The 15,837-nt window shown below is 71.3% G+C and carries 14 protein-coding genes and 1 tRNA gene; 4 read left to right on the forward strand and 11 right to left on the reverse strand.

Annotated elements, in window-relative coordinates:
- Window positions 1-97 precede the first annotated feature (97 nt).
- From AB0B14_RS11535 to AB0B14_RS11550, 4 genes are all read right to left on the reverse strand, one after another.
- Window positions 98-877, reverse strand: a complete 780-nt coding sequence (locus AB0B14_RS11535) for an AfsR/SARP family transcriptional regulator (RefSeq protein ID WP_357522369.1) — start codon at window positions 875-877, stop codon at window positions 98-100.
- 419 nt (window positions 878-1,296) lie between these two features.
- A complete protein-coding gene (locus AB0B14_RS11540; RefSeq protein ID WP_357522370.1) occupies window positions 1,297-4,539 on the reverse strand; it encodes a BTAD domain-containing putative transcriptional regulator in 3,243 nt (1,080 codons plus the stop codon).
- A 212-nt stretch (window positions 4,540-4,751) separates the two neighbouring features.
- Complete coding sequence (locus AB0B14_RS11545; protein WP_357522371.1) at window positions 4,752-5,243, reverse strand: hypothetical protein; 492 nt, start codon at window positions 5,241-5,243, stop codon at window positions 4,752-4,754.
- 88 nt (window positions 5,244-5,331) lie between these two features.
- Complete coding sequence (locus tag AB0B14_RS11550; RefSeq protein WP_357522372.1) at window positions 5,332-5,469, reverse strand: hypothetical protein; 138 nt, start codon at window positions 5,467-5,469, stop codon at window positions 5,332-5,334.
- 76 nt (window positions 5,470-5,545) lie between these two features.
- Between AB0B14_RS11550 and AB0B14_RS11555 the strand changes: the two genes are divergently transcribed.
- Window positions 5,546-9,577, forward strand: a complete 4,032-nt coding sequence (locus AB0B14_RS11555; RefSeq protein ID WP_357522373.1) for a hypothetical protein — start codon at window positions 5,546-5,548, stop codon at window positions 9,575-9,577.
- A 615-nt stretch (window positions 9,578-10,192) separates the two neighbouring features.
- On the opposite strand, the gene AB0B14_RS11560 is transcribed toward AB0B14_RS11555, so the two are convergent.
- Window positions 10,193-10,264: transfer RNA gene (locus AB0B14_RS11560), tRNA-Val, on the reverse strand.
- Window positions 10,265-10,314: 50 nt separating this feature from the next.
- Window positions 10,315-10,893 carry a TIGR02611 family protein gene (locus tag AB0B14_RS11565; RefSeq protein WP_357069988.1) on the reverse strand — a complete coding sequence of 193 codons (579 nt, stop codon included), beginning with the start codon at window positions 10,891-10,893 and terminating at the stop codon, window positions 10,315-10,317.
- Between the two features lie 273 nt (window positions 10,894-11,166).
- On the opposite strand from AB0B14_RS11565, the gene AB0B14_RS11570 reads away from it, so the two are divergent.
- The gene (locus AB0B14_RS11570; RefSeq protein ID WP_053653619.1) at window positions 11,167-11,598 is read left to right on the forward strand and encodes an SsgA family sporulation/cell division regulator; all 432 of its coding nucleotides are present in this window, start codon (window positions 11,167-11,169) and stop codon (window positions 11,596-11,598) included.
- Between the two features lie 118 nt (window positions 11,599-11,716).
- On the opposite strand, the gene AB0B14_RS11575 is transcribed toward AB0B14_RS11570, so the two are convergent.
- Complete coding sequence (locus AB0B14_RS11575; protein WP_357069990.1) at window positions 11,717-12,493, reverse strand: glucose 1-dehydrogenase; 777 nt, start codon at window positions 12,491-12,493, stop codon at window positions 11,717-11,719.
- A gap of 204 nt (window positions 12,494-12,697) precedes the next feature.
- On the opposite strand from AB0B14_RS11575, the gene AB0B14_RS11580 reads away from it, so the two are divergent.
- Window positions 12,698-13,684: an AraC family transcriptional regulator gene (locus AB0B14_RS11580; RefSeq protein WP_357522374.1), complete on the forward strand. Its 987-nt coding sequence runs from the start codon at window positions 12,698-12,700 to the stop codon at window positions 13,682-13,684.
- Between the two features lie 7 nt (window positions 13,685-13,691).
- Window positions 13,692-14,147: an Rrf2 family transcriptional regulator gene (locus AB0B14_RS11585; RefSeq protein ID WP_357069994.1), complete on the forward strand. Its 456-nt coding sequence runs from the start codon at window positions 13,692-13,694 to the stop codon at window positions 14,145-14,147.
- Between the two features lie 13 nt (window positions 14,148-14,160).
- Here AB0B14_RS11585 and AB0B14_RS11590 read toward each other — a convergent pair whose 3' ends face one another.
- The 4 genes from AB0B14_RS11590 to AB0B14_RS11605 all read right to left on the reverse strand — a co-directional run bounded on the left by AB0B14_RS11590 (window position 14,161) and on the right by AB0B14_RS11605 (window position 15,664).
- Window positions 14,161-14,772: a malonic semialdehyde reductase gene (locus AB0B14_RS11590; protein WP_357522375.1), complete on the reverse strand. Its 612-nt coding sequence runs from the start codon at window positions 14,770-14,772 to the stop codon at window positions 14,161-14,163.
- Window positions 14,769-15,338, reverse strand: a complete 570-nt coding sequence (locus AB0B14_RS11595) for a flavin reductase family protein (protein WP_357522376.1) — start codon at window positions 15,336-15,338, stop codon at window positions 14,769-14,771. Before AB0B14_RS11595 ends, AB0B14_RS11590 begins: the two co-directional genes overlap by 4 nt.
- Entirely contained in the window at window positions 15,335-15,466 is a 132-nt protein-coding gene (locus AB0B14_RS11600) for a hypothetical protein (RefSeq protein ID WP_357522377.1), read from the reverse strand. The genes AB0B14_RS11595 and AB0B14_RS11600 overlap by 4 nt, the downstream gene beginning before the upstream one ends.
- 120 nt (window positions 15,467-15,586) lie before the next feature.
- Window positions 15,587-15,664 carry a putative leader peptide gene (locus AB0B14_RS11605; RefSeq protein WP_350938629.1) on the reverse strand — a complete coding sequence of 26 codons (78 nt, stop codon included), beginning with the start codon at window positions 15,662-15,664 and terminating at the stop codon, window positions 15,587-15,589.
- Window positions 15,665-15,837 lie beyond the last annotated feature (173 nt).

Consider the following 15,837-nt stretch of genomic DNA (forward strand, 5'->3'; position numbering starts at 1 on the left):
GGTGTGTCGATGCTCCGCTGATGTCTCGACTGCCCAAGTTGCATCTCGTCACCTTCCTTGCGGACGAAGAGGAGATGCCCGCCGATGAGGCTCACCGTCACGCGCCGGCCCCCACGCCCATCGGCGGCAGCCGGGCCTCGTCCTCGGTGAGGATGGCCTGGCGCAGGTCCCGCAGCCGCCGGCTCGGCTCCAGCCCGAGTTCACGGCGCAGCGACGAGCGCAGCCGGTCGAAGGAGGCCAGCGCGTCGGCACCCCGCCCGCTGCCGTAGAGCGCGACCATGAGGGCCGCCTGCAGGCGGTCACGGCCGGGATGAGTCCGGGCCAGTGCGGTGAGTTCCGGTACGGCCCCTGCGTGCCGGCCCAGACTCAGCTCGACCTCCAGCCGTTCCTCGATCACCTGCAGACGCGACTCCTCCAGGCTCATGGCCTCCGGCTCCAGCGTGCCATCGGCGAGACCGGCGATGGCGGGTCCGCGCCACAGGCTCTCGGCCCGCAGGAAGGACCCGACGGCCTCCGCCGCGCGACCCGCGGCCAGCGCCCGCCGAGCCCGGTGGGCCTCGTCGTCGAACCGGGTCCGATCCAGCGCGCCGGGCTCCACCGTCAGCAGGTAACCGCCCGGCCGGCGTACCAGCGAGCGCTCGGGCAGGCCGCCGGCGATGAGCTGGCGGCGCAGGGCCGCGGCGCAGTTGCGGATCTGACTCGCCGCGGTGGCCGGCGGCCGCAGCGGCCACAGGCAGTCGACCAGGCCGTCGGCCGGGACCACCCGGCCGGCCCGCAGCAGCAGTACGGCCAGGATCCGCTGCTGCCGGCGTCCGCCGAGCGGCAGGGGCGTTCCTTCGACGGACGCTTCCAGCGGGCCGAGGATCCGGAACTCCATGCGATGACCTCCATGCCGACCGCACCCCGTGCACGGCCTGGTCATCAGGTTGCCCAGCACGGGTTGGCGTTTCCTTGGCAGCGCCGTACGCCGTGGCAACCAACCGAGGCGTCCCCGACTTCGCGGGGTGAGAACACCTCTCAGGATGCACTGTGGAAATGACCAGACCGGGCCCGCAGAGGCCTGGCCGCCGCGACGGTCGCGGAAGCGGCGGCGTCGCTGCTGGTCGCGTCCCTGGCGCTGGCGACTCGGCGCCAGTTGCCGCGTTGGTCCTGGGCCTGGAATCGGCCGACCGCCGCGGTGAGGAGACGTCTCATCTGGACCTCCCGGAGTGCGGAGAATGTGTGGGCAGCCTCCGTCGGCCCGCCATCACCGCCGCATCACCCGGGCACCGGTCCCGCCCCCGGAGGGAAGGTCGGCTATCCGGCCGGGACGCCGACCGGACGGCCGTCGTGCCGCTCCAGCAGGGCCCGGACGATGTCCGCCTCGGGAGTGCCGAGCGGATCCAGGATGCTCAGCGCCTCCTGCCAGGCCCGTGGGGAATCCTCCAGGTGACCCAGGGTGATCAGCGCGCGGGCGCGAACCAGGGGTGCGCCGATCGCCTCCGCGCGATGTGCCGCCTCGCCGGCGAGCCGGGCCGCCTGCACGGGGTCGCCGTGCCTCCGGGCGTCCTCGCCCAACGCCGCCAGCGCGTCGATCTCGATCACCGCGGCTCCGGACTGTCGAGCCAACGTGACCGCCCGCTCCAGGGAGGACCTGGCCAACAGCGGCGTCCGCTCCGCGACGGATGCGGCGAGGCCGACCAGGGCCTCGGCCTCCGTCGCCAGCGTGCGCGCCGACCTGGCCCACTCGGCGGCCCGGGTGTAGCGGGCCGCCGCGCTTGCGGAGTCGCCGGTCAGCCGGAGCAGGCACCCCTCGGCGATGTCGATCGACGCCTTGCAGTGCCAGTCGTCGGTGCGGTCTGCGAGACGCTGCGCGGCGGCGAGCGCCGACCTCGCCTCCGGCACATCGCCGCGTAGCGTGTGGATCTGGCCGATCCCAGCCAACGCATTCGCCTCGATCGACGCCATGTCGACCTCGTGGGCCGTCCGCACCGCCGCGTGGAGATCACTCAAGGCGGCCGGGTACTCACCCCGGATGATTCGCGCGAGGCCGAGGTTGTTGAGGATGACCGCCTCGTTGGGTCGTGCGCCGTCCTCCCGGTGGATGGCGATGGCGGCGGTGAGTCGCTCGACCGCCAGCCGCAGTCGACCCGCCATGGCGTAGATCGTCCCGAGGTTGCTCGACATCACCGCGATGCCGTAACGGTGGCGGATCCGCTCGTAGAGCCGCAACGCGTGCTCGAAGCAGGCCGCCGCCCTCGCCAGTTGCCCGAGGTCGCCGAAGACCGCGCCGAGCGAGCCGGCCGCGGCGGCCTGGCCCTGCGTGTGCCCGGCGTTGCGGAACAGGTGACCCGCCCGTCGGTGGTGCGCGATCGCGACCAGTTGGTTGCCCGTGAGGTGGTACACGTTGCCCAGACTCATGTGCGCCGACGCCCGCAGGGCCGGGTGAGTGTCCCCACCCGACGCATGCAGCGCCGCCTGCGCCACGAGCAGCCAGTTCAGTGAATTGCGGGTGACCCAGAAGTACGTTCGTAGCTGGTCGGCGAGCAGGGCGGCAGCGGCCCTCGACGTGCCGTCGGCGCCCGCCCTGATCAGTGCCACCATGTTCGACTCCTCGGCCTCGAGCCAGGCCAGTGCCGCGTCACGGTCCGGGAGGCCGGCGTCACCGGCCGCCAGGCCCGCCGGCAGCTCCAGGCGGACCCGCCCCGGCGCCAACAGGTCGCCGGCAGCCTGCGCGCGGACCAGGTACCACGCGAACAGGCGGGCCAGGACGGTCTGCGCCTCCGGTCGGCCGGCCTGCCGGGAACTGTGCTGGCCCGCGTAGCGCCCCAGCAGGTCGTGCAGCGCGACGCGATCGTCGTCGAACTCCAGCAGGTGCGCCGAGAAGAGTCGGGCCAGCGTCCGACGGGCCGCGTCCAGGGTTGTCTGCGCCAGGTGCGCGACCGCGTCGACCGACAGCCTGAGCCCCGGCACGGTGCCGAGGAGGCGGAACATCCGCTGGGCCTCGCCGGGAAGCCGGGTGTAGGAGAGGTCGAACGCCGTCTGCACGGCGACGCTCGGGTCGTCGTCGATCGCCAGGGCGGCGATGCTCCGCTGCCGCAACTGCCGCACGTAGGCCGACACCGCGAGGTCGGGCTCGTCGTGCAGCAGCGCCGCCGCGATCCGCAGGGCCAGCGGGAGCCGACCGCAGACCTGGGCGAGGTCCCGGATCGCGTCGCGTTCGGCGGCTCGCGGGTCGGCACCGAGCAGGACGGTGAGCAGCTCGATCGCGTCCGGTTCCGGGAGCAGTCCGATGGTCAGGCGGTGGGCGTCCTGCTGGGCCACGAGCCCGGTCAGGCGGTCACGGCTGGTGACCACCACCAGGCTGTCCGCGGACCCGGGCAGCAACGGCCGCACCTGCTCAGCGTCGAGGGCGTTGTCCAGCACGATCAGCAGCCGGCGATCGGCGACGACGGTGCGGTAGAGGGCCGCTGCCTCCTCCGGATCCGCCGGAATGCGGGCCGCCGGCACGCCCAGACCCCGCAGCAGCGCGCCGAGCGCCTCCGCCGAGCGCATTGGCCGGCCGGCGGAGTAACCACGCAGGTTGAGGAAGAGCTGCCCGTCCGGGAAGCGGTCCCGGACGCTGTGCGTCCACCGGATGGCGGTTGCCGTCTTTCCGACACCTGCCGTGCCGACGACTGCGGAGAGGATCAGGACCTGCGGCCCTGCCGCGTTGGCGAGCAGGCGGTCGAGCTGACGCGACTCGGCGCCGCGGCCGACGAAGTGCCCCGGCGGCCGCGGTAGCTGCGCCGGCCCGCCGGGAGTCGTGGGCGCGGCGTCCGAGGGTGCGGTGGCGCGTGACAGCGTCCGGTAGGTCGCCTGGATCTGCTTACCGGGAGCGACACCGAGGTCGGTGGCGAGCCGATCGGTGAGGGCGGCGTAGGCCGCGATGGCCTCGGTGCGACGACCGATCCCGTTCAGGGCCAGCATCAGCAGCTCGACCGGGCGCTCGCGGGTCGGCGCCTCACTGATCAGCTCGTGCAGCGGTGCCAACATCTCTCGGTGCTGGCCGGCGGCGAGGCGCGCGTCGAGCAGCTCTTCCCGCGCGGTCGTTCGTGCCTCGTCGAGATCCGGGAAGAGCCGGCCCCGCTGGGCGTCGTCGAAGACGTCGGCCAGGGCGGCACCGCGCCACAGACCGAGCGCGGTGGTGAGCATCGCGATGCGCTGGTCGGCGTCGGTGACGCTCCTACTCTCGGCCACCAGGGCGGTGAACCGGTGCACGTCGACCCGCTCTGCCCGGATCTCCAGTGCGTAGCTGTTGGGTCGGGCGAGCAACGCGGGCTCCACCGACCGGCCAAGCTCCAGCGTGGACCGCAGGTGCGAGATCATGGCCTGCAGGCCCGCTCGTGCCTGGGCCGGAGGCCGGTCTTCCCAGAGCAGGTCGATGAGTCGCTCCGCGGAGTGGAACTGGCCCGGTCGCATCGAGAGGATGGCGAGCAGCCGTCGCTCCTGACGGCGTCGGATGGGCACGACGCGTCCGTCGATGACAGCCTCGACGGGGCCAAGCAGGCGCAGCTCCACAGCCGCAGGCTAACAAGGCAGACCGACGTCGATAGAGGGCCGTACGTCTATGCGGGGCGTACCCGGCGGGCAGTTTCCCCGGTGCTCGGCATGTCCGCCACGGCGGGGGGTGATGACCGGATGCCGCAGTTCCCCCGGGTCGACACCCAGCTGGCCGGATGACGGATCTCAGGGCCCCCGCGCCGCCGAGGGCCCTGAGGTCCGCCTGTTGTTCAGGGGACCCAGGGGGTGCAGGTCCAGGCGCCGCCATTCAAGCTGAAGCAGGCCTGGTGCTCGTCCCAGGAGTCGAGGTCCTCGAGCATGTTGGTCCACACCCCGCCGTTGCTGGAGGGGAACTGCTTGCTGAGGCTGCCGGTGTACCAGGGGCCGTAGGGCGACAACACCCGGCGCTCGATGCGCACGGTGAAGGTCGCACCCGCGTAGCGGACGTACTGGTCGTTCTGCAGGCGTGCCCAGGCCGCTTTGCAGCCGGACGACTTCACGACGACGATGCCGAGTCCGCTGTCGTAGCCGCCGCCGGTCCAGCCGTACCGGGTGCCGCTGCACTGGCCGTTGGGATTGACGTTGTAACAGCCGGTGCCCGAACACGCGGCCAGCGCCGGCGATGCCGGTACCGCCGCGGTGACCACGCCGAGTCCCATGAACGCCACCAGTGCGATCAGCGCCCGCACCAGACGATGCTCCCGGACCTTCCCTACCTTCATGCTGTCCTCCTCAGTCGTGCTGCATGTCGTGGGGGTGATCCTGCGGCGTCGCCACACTGCGGCCGCATCGTCAGGTCACCGCGCGGTGTCATGCCGCCGTCGGCGTCGGCGTGGGCACCGCGGACCGCCAGGCGAGGAACGAGCGGACCGACCGGAGCTGCCGCGACTCGGTGCGGATCTGCCGGGTGCGCAGGCCCGTGCCGGGACGCCGGCGCGGTACGCCCACGATGACAACGTGATGCGCCGACGGTGAGCGCGGTTCCGACACTGCATCGACCCCAAGCCATCCTGGAGGAACCGCAGTGTCAGCTTCACCGCCCCGCCCCGCGCCGCCGCGCGGGCTCAGTCCCGGCGCCGCCCGTCGCCGCGCCACCGTCGCGCTCGCCACCGCCTCGATCGTCGCCGGTGGTCTCGTGGTGCTCCCCGCGCCGGCCGCCGGGGCGCCGGACCCGCCCCCGAAGGAGGTGGCGTCCACCTCTATACCGCCCGGTCAGCGGGACTCCGCCCTCAAGCAGGGCTGGCGGACGTCGCAGGATCGGGCCTGGACCCTCTCCGGCGACATGACCGGCCTCCACGTGCTCGTGGCATCGGCGGCCTCCGGCTACAGCTGGACGACCGCCGCTACGCTGAGCGAGCCGGGGCTGGAGACCGACCAGTGGATCGGCAACGGCTGCCTCACCGAGTCGGGCCGGCGGCTGGTCGTCACGTACGCGCCGCGCGCCTTCACGAACAAGCCCGACCTGTTCGACCGCGGCGCCTTCGTGGCGGTCGTGGACCTCAAGGACCAGTCCGTCCGGAAGGTGGCCGCGCACGCGTCCCTCGCGTACTTCAGCCCCGGCTGCGGTACCGGTGAGAACGTCGTGCTGAGCACGTTCACCGGCGGCGACACCGGCTCGGGCAAGACCCGCCTGACGCAGCTCGACGCCGCGACCGGCACCGTGGCCGCGCCGATCCAGGTGGCGGGCCAGCTCACCTCGGCGCTGCCGGTCCAGGACGAGATCATCGCCGCCGACAACGGCGCGCTGGTCAAGGTCGACGGCAAGGGGCGCCGGTCGGCCGTCGCGAGGACCACCGGGGTGCCGTTCCGGCTGGCGGCCAACGGCGACGCGGTCGTGTACATGGATGCCGACAGCAAGGCCGGCCGGGTCAGGCGGACCGTCGTGAAGTCCGGCGCGACGGCCACCCTGGCCGAGGGCGACACGACCGACATGAACGTGGTCAAGGGCGCGGGCGGTCGGGTCGGCATCACCGGCACCCCCGGCAAGGTGCACAAGCTGCCCACGCGTGTCGCGAAGCTCGACGCGACCGTGCAGGCGGAGATGTCCAGCGAGGGTGACCTGCTGCTGGACGACATCAGGTGGACGACCGACCCGCGGGCGGCGCAGGCCGCGGACGGCCGCGAACGGTCGCTCATCATGAAGGCCAAGGTGCCGGCGACCGGTCGCAGCGTGGACTTCGCGGTCGCGCCAACCACGCCGACGTCGGGCGACGCCGGCGCTCGGGCGAACCCGAAGACGCCGGGGCGGGCCCGGTCGGCACCGAGCGCCACGACGCTGGCGACACCGCTGCACGACCCGGTCGACACGGCCGCCTGGTGCGCGATCCCCCGCAACGATGTGCGGGTACAGGTGTACCAGCCCCGCGCCCGGGAGATCGAGTGGGTTGTCGACATGGCGGTGCAGGACACGCTGATCCTCAACCGGGGCAACAACTTCAACCAGTCCGGCCTGCCCGGCTACAACGTCGCAGACTGGTTCCCGATGCGGCCGCTCAACGGCGGTGGCCACGTGCCCGCGCAGATCATGCTCGGCATCCTCGCCCAGGAGTCGAACCTGTGGCAGGCCTCGCCGCACGTCCTGCCCGGCGAGTTCGGCAACCCGCTCGTCGGTAACTACTACGGGCTGGACATCTACGACGCCGACACGAGCGACGACTGGACGATCCGCTGGGACAAGTCCGACTGCGGCTACGGCGTCGGGCAGGTCACCGACGGCATGCGCAAGCCCGGGTTCCAGAAGCCGAACGAGGTCCCACTGCCGTACAACCAGCAGCTGGCCATCACCGTGGACTTCGCCGCGAACATCTCCCAGTCGCTGCGGATCCTGCAGGACAAGTGGAACCAGGTCGACGCGTACAACATGAAGGTCAACGGCGGCGACCCGCAGTACATCGAGAGCTGGTTCTTCGCGGTGTGGGCCTACAACACCGGGTTCTACGCGCCGGAGGGCAGCACGGACGGGCCGTGGGGCGTCGGCTGGGCGAACAACCCGGCCAACCCGCGGTACCCGGCCAACCGCAAGGCGTTCCTGGAGTACACCTACGACGACGCTCGGCACCCGAGCCACTGGCCGTACCCGGAGAAGATCATGGGTTGGGCCGGACACCCGCTCAACGCGATCGAGAAGCCGGACACCTACACCGACGGCTACCGGTACGCCTGGTGGAGCACGAACGACGGGCGCGCGCGGGTAAAGCCGCACCTCCAGACGTTCTGCGACCAGTCCAACGACTGCTTCTACGGCAACAACCTCCCGCCGACAGCGCCCGATGTGATCGACGAACCGGCCGGCCCGTGCCACCACGTGAACGGCATCGGCGATCGGGACCTCAAGTGCTGGTACAACCGATCCGCGGACTGGAAACCGGGCTGTCTGGACTGTGGTAACGCCGCCATCAGGTACGACCCCGGCTGGGCGTATCCGGCCGCCGGGGTGAGCTACTACCCGAAGTGCGGCACCGACCTGCCGGTGGACGCGCTCGTGGTCGACGATGTGATCAACGACGTCGTCAGCCCACGCCGTGACGAGGCCGGTTGGCTCTGCACCCGACGAACGAACAGCGGCACGTTCACGCACGGGTTCGCCGGCGAGACGCAGAACGGCACGCTCCAGTACCCGGGCAAGATCGACCTGCACCAGGTCGGCGGCGGGTACGGCGCGCACTACTGGTTCACGCACACCCGCGAGCCGGGCAGCAACCTCTACGTCAGCGGGACGTGGACGCTGAACCAGACGGTGAACGGATGGATGCGAGTCATGGTCCACATCCCCGATCACCTCGGTACCACGCAGCAGGCGGCGTACAAGATCACGACGAAGAACGGTGTGGTCAAGACCCGCATGGTCCAGCAGCGCGGGTACGCGAACCGCTGGGTGGCGCTCGGCGTGTTCGAGTTCAACAACGTCCCGAAGGTGGAGCTGACCAACATGGTGTCGGACCTGACACCGGAGGAGTTGGCGCAGCTGCGGGACGACGTGCCGACCGGCGGGCAGGGCGACCTGGCCCTGGGCCGGCCGCAGGAGAACGTGGCCTTCGACGCGGCGGCGTTCATCCGGCTGCCGGGCAAGCCGCAGCACCAGGTGGTGGCGCTCGGTGACTCGTTCTCGTCGGGCGAGGGCGCCTCGCCGGTGAACGGCTCGGACTACTACCGCGAGACGGACAACAACAGGGACAACGCCTTCCGCAACGGCTGTCACCGCTCGAAGAACGCGTGGTCGCGCAAGGCGGTGCTGCCCGGGTCGTCCACACCGGTCGGGTCGCGGGCGGACATCACGAGCCAGCAGCACGACGTCAACATGGACTACCACCTGATCGCCTGCTCGGGCGCGGAGACGGAGAACATCCTGCCGCTGCGTACCGTCGGCAACGAGCCCCGCAACGCCGACAACGAACGGGGCAAGGGCCAATACCTGGAGGTGTCCCAGCTCGACAAGGGCTACCTGGACGAGAACACCACGCTCGTCACGATCTCGATCGGCGGCAACGACGCGAAGTTCGGCCCGGTGGTCAAGGAGTGCCTCATCTTTGCCGGCCCGCTGGACTGCTTCAAGGCGAACCTGCCGGGCGAGACGGACACCGTGGACGTGTCGACCAGACGCCGCATCACCGACACGGTTCCCCGGTCGAACACGAAGGTGCTGGAGGAGATCCACAAGAAGGCGCCGAACGCCAAGATCATGCTCATGGGGTACCCGAAGATTGTCGAGATCGGCGGCGACCCGCTCTGCCCCATCAAGCTCGTCCTCAGCGACGAGGAGCGGGTGTGGCTGTCCGAGATGAGCGTGCTGCTACGTGACGAACAGTTGGACGTCGTCCGCGACTTCAACACCGCGCACGGCCGGACGATCGCGTACTACTCCGACCCGATCGACGAGTTCGCGGGCAAGTCGGTCTGCGGCTCGCCGTCAGGCATCAACGGAGTCGTGACGGACAAGTCGCCGGGTGACATCCCGGACGGCCCGACGTCGCAGCAGTCCTTCCACCCCAACAGCCCGACCGGTGCCAGCCTCTACGCCCAGTCGATGAACTTCACCGTCAAGCAGATGTACCCCTGACGAACGCGTCACGATCCGGGAGCCCGGGCGGCCGTCTGCCGCTCGGGCTCCTGGCCACGCTCGGGCTCCTCACCGCCGGTACCGGTGCGGCCACCTCGGCCTGTCGGCCGGACGTCACCGGTGTCGGCGTCGAGAACGATCCCGCCACCGCCCGTGGAATACGGGCTGGTGTGCCCGCGGTCTGTCGGCCCCACTAGGTCGCGCCGCTCCTTCCGCCGTTACCCGCCGCACGACGGGCACCCGGCGACCATCATGCACAGCGCCGAACAGGCGCAGCAGTGGCTACCCAGCTTCCCGCATGGGCCGCGACGGACCACCAGGTCCTGGACGACTTCGTGCCAAGGATCGCAACGACGTGGTCCGCCAGACCCCGGCAAAGCACCGAGACCTGGGTACACGACCTCCCGAAGGGACCGGCGAGTGGGCGGACCACCGGAACGACTGCCATCAGTCGGCCCGCGAGCCGGCACCCGGGGGCACCCCCGGGATGTGGACACCGGTCGCGCCGAGACACACCCGCGCTGCTCCCAATCTGCTCCCAATGTAAGCCGCACACGCGACAAAGCCCGTTACCGCAACTCCGGTAACGGGCTTCTGACCTGCACAAACTGAGAGTGGGCGATGCTGGTATCGAACCAGCGACCTCTTCGGTGTGAACGAAGCGCTCTCCCACTGAGCTAATCGCCCTCAGCGCCACTGACTCTACCCGATCGTGGAACCGGACCGGAAACCCGGGGTCAGTGCGTCGCGAGGTAGTGCATCACCTTGGCGACCAGGTCGATGCCGAGGCTGAACTTGAGCGACAGCCAGACCACGGTGGCCACGAAGACCAGGCCGACGGACCCGAGCACGATTCGCACCAACAGTGACTGTCGCGTCACCCAGTGCGTCCAGCCGTAGACGTGCCGGCGGGTGAAGCCGAGCAGCCGGCGCGCCCAGTGGTACTCCACCGCCCAGATGCCCAACCCGGCGATCACCAGCAGCCAACCCGGGCCGGGCAGCGGGATGAGTGCGATGCCGATGGTCACCACGATCGCGCCCGCGATGGCAATGAAGATCTTGAGGGCGATCCGGCCGGTGGGGTTGGCTCGGATGAGGTCGAGAGTCAGCGAGACCTGCTCCCGCCAGCGGGGGCGGCGCGGCGGGTCTCCGACGACCAGGACACCGCCGGGACGATCGGCGTCGGGCGTCGGCCGATCGGCGCGTTCGGGCTGCTCCATCGGCACTCCGTACCCCCGCTTTTCGGCTGCTCGGACCGCGACCTTCGGCGGGCCGGGCGCCGCGGGCGGATCCACTGAGGATTTCTTCGTCACCATTTCACCCCCCAGTGTCGCTCACGCCCGTCACTGCAACGGTCGACTGGACGTTACCGGAGTAAGTCGACGACTGAACCACCCGATGCCGGGCGGGATCACGCACTGGGCAGAACCGGAAATCCTACATGAATGCTCACATTCACGCGGCCTTTCCGTCCCCCTTCCCACCACTGGGTGAAGTCAGCGTATGGCGGAGCGTAGCCAGGAGTAGCACCTGAGTATGGGAAAAGCGGGACACGCGCGTTCCGCAGCGGTGCCGGGGGGAGAACGTCCATGAGTGTCATTCGACCGACGACCGTAGAGGTCGAGACGTCGCTAAGGCTCGTCGCACCTGACGCCACGGCCTTGCCGGTGCGTGCCAGTCTGCGTTACGACCCTGCTGACCCGTATGCGGTCCATGTCCTGTTCCATGCCGAATCTGCCGGTGGCGAGGCGGTGAGCTGGTCCTTCGCCCGCGAACTGCTGGTCACCGGCCTGGACGAGCCAGCCGGCATCGGTGATGTGCGGGTCTGGCCCTGGGCCACACCGCGCGGCGACTTCGTCGCGCTGGCCCTCTCGTCACCGGACGGCAACGCCCTCTTCGAGGTGCCGCGCAGTGTTCTGGTGCGTTTCCTTCGACGGACCTACGTCGTCGTCCCGCGCGGTCGTGAGGCCGAGCACCTGGACGTCGACACGGCGGTGACCCGACTGCTCGCCGGTCGCTGACCACCGCCCGAACGGGCAACACCGGCCAACCCGGGGCCGCGCGGATCTGCCGAGTCCGCGCGGCCCCGGCACACCCGGGGCGTGATGCGCGGGCAGCCCGACCCGGGTCAGCCGGTGCTCAGCCGTGCGTGGTGATGCCGCCGTCGACCGGGATGACCGCGCCGGTGAGGTACGCGCCGGCGCGCGACGAGAGGTAGATGGCGGTGCCGGCCATGTCCTCCGGGCGTCCGATGCGGCCCAGCGGCACCTGCTGTTCGATGGCGGCCCGGCTGGCGGGGTCGTCCAGCGCGAACGCCATCATCTTGCTCTCGAACGGGCCGGGTGCGATCGCGTTGACGGTGATCTGCTCACCGGCCAACTGGTGGGCCAGGCCGCGGGTGAGCATGTGCACGGCCGCCTTGGTGGCCGAGTACGCGTACACCTCCATCATCGGCACCCGGATGCCGTCGATCGACCCGATGTTGATCACGCGGGCCGGGTCGTCGGCGCTGGCGGCGGCGCGCAGCGCCGGCAGCAGCGCGGTGGTGAGTCGGAAGACGGCCTTGACGTTGACGGCCCAGAGCTTGTCGAACGCGGCCTCCGGGTAGTTTTCCAGCGGGGCGCCCCAGGTCGCGCCGGCGTTGTTGACGAGCACGTCGAGACGGTCGAAGCGCTCGCGTACGGCGGCGGCCAGCGCCTCGGCCCCGGCGTCGTCGCCCAGGTCGGCGGGGATGGCCTCGCAGTGGCCCTCGGCGGAGAGCTCCTTGGCGACCGCCGCGCAGACATCGGCCTTCCGGGACGAGATGATCACGTGTGCGCCGGCCCGTACGAAGCCCTGGGCGATCATCAGGCCGATCCCCCGCGACCCGCCGGTGACCAGGACCGTCTTACCTTCGACCGAGAACAGCTGCGTCATGCCCATCCCATCGCGAGTCGGCGAGGTCCGCCGACCGGTGGGGTGGCCGGCGAGGCGCCGGGCGGACCGTGGCCCGGACAGCGCTACCGCCGGGTAACGTAGCCCGGCCGCCGGGATCGCGACAAGCCCGGTGTGCGGCGTCGATTCCGCTACCTGCGTCGATTGGGATGCGGTGACCTGCGGTTCGGGCTACCGTCGCAGGCGATGGTCTCCACCGGTCCCACCCCCGCGCCACCGATCGGTTCGGCTCCACCCGTGCCCGACGAGATTGCCACGTTCGCGCTGGCCGACCTTGCCGGCGACCCGGGCTGGCGTCGGCCGGTGCTCGTCGAGCAGGAGCTGCTGATCCTCACCACCCGGGGGCACGGCGACGCGGAGCTCGACTTCCACCTCCTGCCCTGCCGGCCCGGCACGCTGCTGCGGGTCCGAGCCGGCCAGGTGCTGCGCTGCGCCGGGCCGCAGTTCGACGCCACGGTGGTCTCCTGGGTTCCCGAGGCGCTGCGCGGTTTCGACGTCGACCTGGACGCGCCCGTGACGTGGCGGCAGTTGGCCGGCGAGGACGAGGACGCGGTGATCAGCGAGGTGAGCCAGTTGGCGGTGGACTGTCAGCGGCACCCCGACAGCCACCCCGCCCGCGCGCTGCTCCGTCACCAACTGGCCGTGTTGCTGCTCCGGCTGACCCTGGCCAGTGCCGACCGCTCGGCGCCCCGGCCCGAGGACGAGACGTTCCACCGGTTCTGCCAGGAGGTGGAGCACGGCTACCCGCGCAGCCGGCGGGTGGAGGATTACGCCGCCGGGCTGCGCTGCTCGGTGCGTACCCTGACCCGGGCTTGTCTGGCCGTCACCGGCCGCAGCGCCAAGCAGGTCATCGACGAGCGGGTCGCGTTGCAGGCCGGCCGGTTGCTCGCCGCGACCGACCAGCCGATCGCCCAGATCGGCCGGCAGCTCGGCTTCTCCGAGCCGACGAACTTCGGCCGTTTCTTCACCCGCGAGGTCGGGGTGAGCCCCGGCGCGTTTCGGGCCGCCCGGGACCAGCCGGCGGCCAGCCGGGTGGTCCGGCCCCGAGCGCCGGCCGAGCCGACCGGCACCAACGGCGGCTGGTTCCGCCCCCTCGCCGAACCAGCCAACGGCGGCCACCCCGGGCGGTCCGGGTCGCCCACCGGACCGGCCCTCGGCACCGGCCGGGCATGATGACAGGGTGCAGATCTCCGCGCGCGGCGACTACGCGGTACGGGCGGCGCTGAGCCTGGCCACCGCGTACCCTTCACTGCTGTCCACCCAGGCCATCGCCGGGGAGCAGGACATGCCCCGCAAGTTCCTGGAGGCCGTCCTGGCGGATCTACGCCGGGCCGGCATCGTCCGCGCCCAGCGTGGCGCCGAGGGCGGCTACACGCTGGCCCGTCCCCCACGCGAGGTGACCGTCGGCGCGGTGCTGCGCGCGGTGGACGGCCCGCTGGCCGGGGTACGCGGGCTGCGCCCCGAGGAGACCCAATACGAGGGTGCGGCGGAGAACCTGCCCGGCCTCTGGGTGGCCGTGCGGGCGGCGGTGCGGCGCGTGGTCGACGAGGTGAGCCTCGCCGAGATCGTCAACGGTCGGCTGCCCGCCCACGTCCGCAAGCTCACCGCGCTGCCCGACGCGTGGGAGCCGCGCTGATCCACCTCGCGGGTCAGAGCGTCCGGACCACGTCCTCGGTGCTCAGCCGGGGCAGCCGGGCGCGCCAGGCGTCTGGGCCGGGGTGGCCCACGTTCATGACCAGCAGCGTCTCGTGCCGCCCGTCGGGAAAGAACTCCCGGGTCACGCCCGCCGCGTCGAACCCGGCCATCGGGCCGGCGGCCAGCCCCGCCGCGCGAACGCCCACCAGCAGGTAGCCGATCTGCAGAGTCGCGTTGAGCCGGGCCTGCTCGGCCCGCGCCGCCCGATCGCCGAGCCAGTCCCGGGCCTGCGGGCGGTGCGGGTACAGCTCGGGCAGCCGCTCGTGGAAGTCCACATCGGCGGCGAGCACCGCCACCAGCGGCGCGGCGGCGGTCTTCGCCCGGTTGCTCGACGAGAGGTGCGGCAGTAGTCGCGCCCGTGCCGCCGAACTGCGCAGCAGCAGCACCCGCAGCGGCTGGCCGTTGTACGCGGTGGGCCCGTACCGGATCAGATCGTGGATCGCCGCGACCTGGGCGTCGGTGACCGGCTCGTCGGTGAACGTGTTGGCCGTGCGGGCCGCCCGGAACAGCAGGTCCTGGGCGGCCCGGTCCAACGCGAGCAGACCCGGTGTGGCCAGCGCCGTCACCGCGGCACCGGCGCGACGGCGGTCGTGTAGCCGCCGTGGTGGTGCACCAACGGCGCGCCGTCGCCGCCGTCACCGAGCGCCAACGGCTCGGCGATGACGAGCGTGTGGTCGCCGGCGGGCACCCGGTGCACCACCCGGCAGAAGAGCCGGGCCAACACGCCGGTCAGCAGCGGCACCCCGAACGGTCCGGACGTCCAGTCCGGGTACGCGGCGAACCGGTCGATGCCGCTGGTGGCGAAGATCGTCGCGGCATCCCGCTGCCCCGCGGTCAGCAGGTGCACCGCGACGTGCTCGGCGCGAGCCAGCACCGGCCAGCTCGACGACGCCGTCCCGAGGCAGAACGAGACGAGCGGCGGGTCCAGCGACACCGACGTGAACGAGGTGGCGGTGAAACCCGCCCGGATCGGCGCGCCGATCCCACCCAGGCAGGCCGGGTGGGTGGCGCGGGCGACAGCGGTGACCACGGTGACGCTTGTGGCCTGCCGACGCAGCAGGGCACGGAACAGGTCCGCGCTCACCGGTCGCAGCTCGGCCGCGTCCGTCGCGGGACGCTCCACGGTGGTCACGCCGACACCGGGGTCGACGCCGCGTACGCGCGGGCCGGTCGGGGTGGGGCGGAGTTGCTGGTCACGGCGGTGGTCGGGGCGTTGGCGGCGGCTCGGGGACGGAGGACGGCACGACGGGGTGGGGACATGCGGAGTCTCCTGATCTGTCCACGGTGGGAGTAAGGAGGGTGAGAAGGCACGCTGCTCCGCGTTGAGCGGGCCGGCGGTGTGCGTGCGTCGCTGGAGTCGAACCGGATGGACCGGTCGGCTCAACAGAGCGCGCTCGCGTGCCGGACCAGGTCGACGTGCACACGAGCGGTGAGGTGAAGCTCATCCCGCTGCGACATGACCTCATGTTGCCGGGACGGGATCGGCCGGTCAACGGTCTTCCAGAAGATGAGAATTCCATCGATGCCAAGGGGAAAAAGCGCGCCTAGCAGTATTTACCGTGCCGCAACACCTATCTGGTGAGTAGAGATTGGCCGCGCTCGGCCGAGACCGTCCAGGACGGACGCTGAGT

This window comes from Micromonospora sp. NPDC049171, from assembly GCF_040648275.1.
GTDB lineage: Bacteria > Actinomycetota > Actinomycetes > Mycobacteriales > Micromonosporaceae > Micromonospora.